A 4616-nucleotide genomic window follows, 5' to 3' on the forward strand; every position below is an offset into this window, starting at 1 on the left:
AAGTGATCATGAGCAATTGCTCTTCTGCATCAGCCGCGTAACCATCAGCCGCAACGGCAATCAATGCGAGCGCGGCAAAAGCTTCGGCTGGCCCTAATGTAGTTTGGCTTTGTTGACGAGCGCTAGAGAGTTTGTCGAAGAGACTCATTTTTGTTTTTTCCCTAAAAGGATATTTATTTACACCACGATAGTACTGTTTTGGGCTTACGGCATTGACACTAAGATAAATATCCTTTTTTGTGCTAAAGCCCTGTTAATGCTAAGGCTGTCCATGCTAATGATGGCGATCGCTGCTGACTCTGGGTACTCTATGAGGGTTCAATACCTGAAGCTGAAGCTCTTCCTTAAGGAGGATTGCTTTATTTAAGCTTAAAAAAATCTTTAATTTTATAAAGTCACAAACAAGAGTATCCCAAAGAAGTTCGGTTTCTTGCTCAAGCTAATAGGATAGGGATAAGCTAAAAGCTGGTGACCCAAGTAGAGCTTCATTGACTCGATCAATCCTCAACTTGTGGCTCACGGAGTCTCTTAATTATTCCTAATTCCTAATCACGAGTTTGATGGGATAAAGGAAAATGGGCTAAGTTGTTTGGTACTTATCTATTATGGCAGCGATACGCATAAGCTCAACCTTGGTTTAGGTGAAGACCCCAAACCCGTCATTGTACAAAATCTGTTGGCTTTACCGCTTCAATCAGCGATCGCTAATTATCCCTTTCAATTTTCTCATCCTACTATTTCTGGGCGCACTGACTTGTGCGCCTTTTTTTTGCGAGGGGCAGCATTCCAAACAATACTGCTAGATAAGAGTGATTTCCCCTAGAGTCTGTTTTCAAACCCTCAGATCCCCCCACCCCTCTCGTTCTCCCCGAAACGGGGAGAACGAGAGGGGTGGGGGGAGAATTCAGTCAAAGTCCCCCTTTTTAAGCCGGAGCCGAAGGTGAGGAGATTTAGGGGGATCTAAGTCTCTCGGGGAAGGCAAGAAAACACGCCCTAGCCCCTAAACTAAACATGGACTGGTGTGCTAGCCTTTTGGAGCTTACTAGTCAGAATCATCGGCACCCCTCCAGAGGGCGTTGTCGTAATGCCACGACGTACAGGCTTAACTGGGCTGTTATCTGCAAGTGAAAGTTGAAAGCGCGATAAAACAGTTGCTAAAACCAGCTTCATTTCAAACAAGGCAAAGGCATAGCCAATACAGCGACGGTTCCCACCCCCGAAGGGTAAATATTCGTAGGGGGAAAACTGACGTTCTAGAAAGCGTTCTGGCTTGAAACGCTTGGGCTCTGGGTAGAGGTCTTCCCGATGATGGGTTAGATAAATACAGGCAGCTAGCATTATCCCTGGTTCAAACTGGTAGCCCATGACCTCAATCGGAGATTTCACAATCCGAGGCAGAGAAAAGAAAACAGTTGGGTAAATCCGCAACGTTTCAGAGCAAACGGCACAGAGATAGGGAAGTCGAGCAATTTCGTTGGGATCAGCGTCCCTTCCAAGGGGTTCAAGTTCTTGGAGAAGTTTGTCGCGTACTTCTGGCAGATGGTGAATCCAGTAAAATGCCCAAGCTAAAGATGAAGCTGTGGTTTCATGACCTCCAAATAACAGAGTCATCAACTCATCCCGTAACTCGATATCCGTCATTGGCTGTCCGTCTTCATCACGAGCCAACATCATTAAGCTAAGAATATCGTTTCCAGAACGCTCAGGTTGTTCGTGACGTTCCCGAATTTCCGCGTAAAGGAGTTCGTCAATTTCCTGCCTTCGATGTAGGAAACGTCCCCAAGGACTCCAAGCGCCTAAATCGTTTTGAAGGAATGGGAAAAAGAGCAGACTGGAACTCAACGGTGAGTTAAAAGAATCGAGCATTGAACTTAGTTGTTGCCGGATTTGCTCAAGCCGCTCTCCTTCATCAATGCCAAAAACAGCTCTTAAGATGACTCGTAAGGAGATTTCTTGCATGAATGGATGAATTGGTCTGGGATTGCCAGTAGTCCATTCATTCATCACTTGCTCGGCAATATCACAGATGATTTTTCCGTAAGTCCGCATCCGTTCCCCATGAAACGGAGGTGTCAGCAGTTTTCGCTGGCGTTGGTGAGGGCGTCCATCCAGATGTATTAGTGAATTTTCCCCTAACACAGGTTGCATGATTCGATTACCTGAACCCGTTTCAAAGCAATCGGGGTCAGCGGTAAAAATCTGCTGAATCGCTTCTGGGTTGCTAAAGACTACAGATATAGGAAAACCCGGCGATCGCATTGTAAACGAGTCGCCACATTCTTGGGCAGCAGCTTCTAAATAGTCAAACGGACGAGCAATAGCTTGGATTAACTGTATCAACGGTAAAGCTTTGGGGCTATTAGGTAGTTTCATGGTAGTTTTAGCCTCTGGTTGGGAAGTACTGAGAAGTTTTGAGAGCGGGAAAGAGAAATTTCATCCTAGTGGCGGCGATGAAAAAATTTTGAATTCCAAATTAAGGATTAGACGGCTGTAACAGTTAATCTGGCTGGCTCTGTCATCAACCCCAATTCAGCTTTAACTTCACTCAGAGGGTGTTCCCAATACTCTTCAAAGCGAGCCCCCAAGAGAAAGTTTGCTTTCTTTCCCAGTTCTTGCCCTTTACAAACGTTGGCGAAAATCTCTTTTTGTTGCCAGGGAGCCAAAACTGGATACAGTACTTTTGCTATGGCTAGGCTAACTTTGAGAAGTGGGCTGTAGTTTTGCTCGGTAGCAAAGGCAAGAACGCCAATTTCTCCGGCATAGCTCGTGTCAAATCCAAGCAAAACATGCAGGATATCGTGGATGACAACATACCTCAAGGCAAAGACGTTACGTTTGGCAATGTCTTCGTGTTCAGGGCTGATGTTAAAAGGTTTGAGATGGTTTTCCTTCATATGATGAGCATATTCCCAGCCAAAGCTGCCTTTAGGGTATTGGCTTAATTTTTCTAAATCAATGGGAGGGTGATACCCAACAACCTGTTGCAGCTTGGATTCTAGTTCCGGAGGGACTCTTGAACCAAAAGCATCAGCTTTGAGAATGGCAAAGTCTCCCATATTTCCTGATTTGTAAGCCATTCTAGCTTGGTATAGTTGCTTGAATTTAATTAGCATTCTTCTGTTTTAATTCGGTTATTTAACGTGTAAAGTACTACAGTTAGATACTTTCAATTTACGGTTAACAACTACACTTTACTTCGCCAAGACAGGTCGTTGAATTGGATGATTTGTCTTCACTCTATCGGTTCACCCGTTAGCAGGAAGCAACAAGTTGCCTGGGTAGGCTTGGCGATAGCGAGATAGCAGGATGGATTTAAGATCAGATAGGGGATGATACTCCAGTGTATATCAAGAATTTATTTGACCTGTTGTCTGAATTATTCATTTACAAACTGAACCATTCACTTAGTTCATCAGCCAACCAGTCGAGTTCTAAGTCAGTCAGGCGACCTTTCCCAATTAGTTCATATTGCTGCTCTCCAACGCGAAGAATTAGCCGCTGGCTAATCCAGACATTTTCGTTGTTGGCGTTTGTTGTTAGATATTGCTGAGTAACTTCTACCTGACAGATATCCCGTCTGGGTAAGGAATGCGATCGCTGCCATTTCAAGCCAAACAGCTCCTTAAAGAAGTAAATTCGCTGTCGAGCAATCCGGAGCCTGATTCGCACAAATAAAGCATAAAAAATCCAGCCCAGAAATAGAGCCAATAAACCGCCAACAAAAGTCAAAAAACTAATGGAATTGGAGGAAAGCGTTAGCCAAAAGCCTTGCCCCCAAAACAACACCAAGGGAGTCGCCAACGAAAGCACAGCGAGATGACCAAAACCGAATCCCTTGGCTGGAAGTACAATTTCAAAAAAATCAGCCGTTTTGGTTAAAATAACATCGCTATCTGGCGGTTGCTTGACAATCGGAGCCACCCTTTTTTTCCGGATTCGAGGGTTTTGCAGAGCTTGCAGTGCCCTCCTAGCAGAGGTTAGGCGTCGATCCAAACTCGGCTCGGTCATCCACTCCAACCAATCCCTAAAAGTAGCATCAAGATTGGCTATTGATTGAAATTGAATTTGTCCATCTTTTTGCGGCAGTTCCGTAGGATGACGACCCGTGATTAGATAAATTAACGTTGCACCTAAACTGTAGAGGTCAGAAGCTGGGGTAGCACGTCCACCAAATTGTTCCGGTGGCATATACCCATAGGTACCCACCACCGTAATTGTTCCCCCTTCTTGGGCTGCAATGGTCTGAACTGAGCCGAAATCAACTAGATAGACGTGACCGACACTATTGCCAGAACGATTTGTTAATAAAATATTGCTGGGCTTGATATCTCGGTGAATGACAGGCGGCTCGTGTTCGTGGAGGTAAATGAGGATTTCTAACAGGGCTGTGGCTAGTTCTTTAACTTCGGCATCACTAAAGATACGCCCAGCTTTGAGATGTTGCTCTAGCGTTTTTCCTTCCACATAGCTCTGAACTAAAGCAAATCCCTTACTGTTGGGTGAATCTACCTCTAAATAGTCGAGATAGCGGGGAATTGCCGGATGAGAAAGGGTTTTTAAGGTTTCGGCTTCCCGCTCAAATAGCTTCAGGTGCTGCCATTCAAAGTCATTACCCA

General features: G+C 44.9%; 4 protein-coding genes. 1 reads left to right on the forward strand and 3 read right to left on the reverse strand.

The genetic code is table 11. The annotated features are described in order from the left end of the window. Window positions 1-589: 589 nt before the first annotated feature. A complete protein-coding gene (locus V6C93_RS22320) occupies window positions 590-823 on the forward strand; it encodes a hypothetical protein (RefSeq protein WP_333478877.1) in 234 nt (77 codons plus the stop codon). A gap of 182 nt (window positions 824-1005) precedes the next feature. Here the strand turns inward: V6C93_RS22320 and V6C93_RS22325 are convergent, their stop codons facing one another. The 3 genes from V6C93_RS22325 to V6C93_RS22335 form a co-directional block, all read right to left on the reverse strand. Then, window positions 1006-2373 carry a cytochrome P450 gene (locus V6C93_RS22325; protein ID WP_333478878.1) on the reverse strand — a complete coding sequence of 456 codons (1368 nt, stop codon included), beginning with the start codon at window positions 2371-2373 and terminating at the stop codon, window positions 1006-1008. Between the two features lie 107 nt (window positions 2374-2480). Further along, entirely contained in the window at window positions 2481-3113 is a 633-nt protein-coding gene (locus V6C93_RS22330) for a Coq4 family protein (protein WP_349262799.1), read from the reverse strand. 271 nt (window positions 3114-3384) lie between these two features. Next, window positions 3385-4616, reverse strand: a 1232-nt coding sequence (locus V6C93_RS22335; protein ID WP_333478880.1) for a serine/threonine-protein kinase, incomplete at its 5' end; no start/stop codon positions are given.

Origin of the sequence: Allocoleopsis sp. (genome assembly GCF_036703385.1) — a bacterium.
GTDB lineage: Bacteria > Cyanobacteriota > Cyanobacteriia > Cyanobacteriales > Coleofasciculaceae > Allocoleopsis.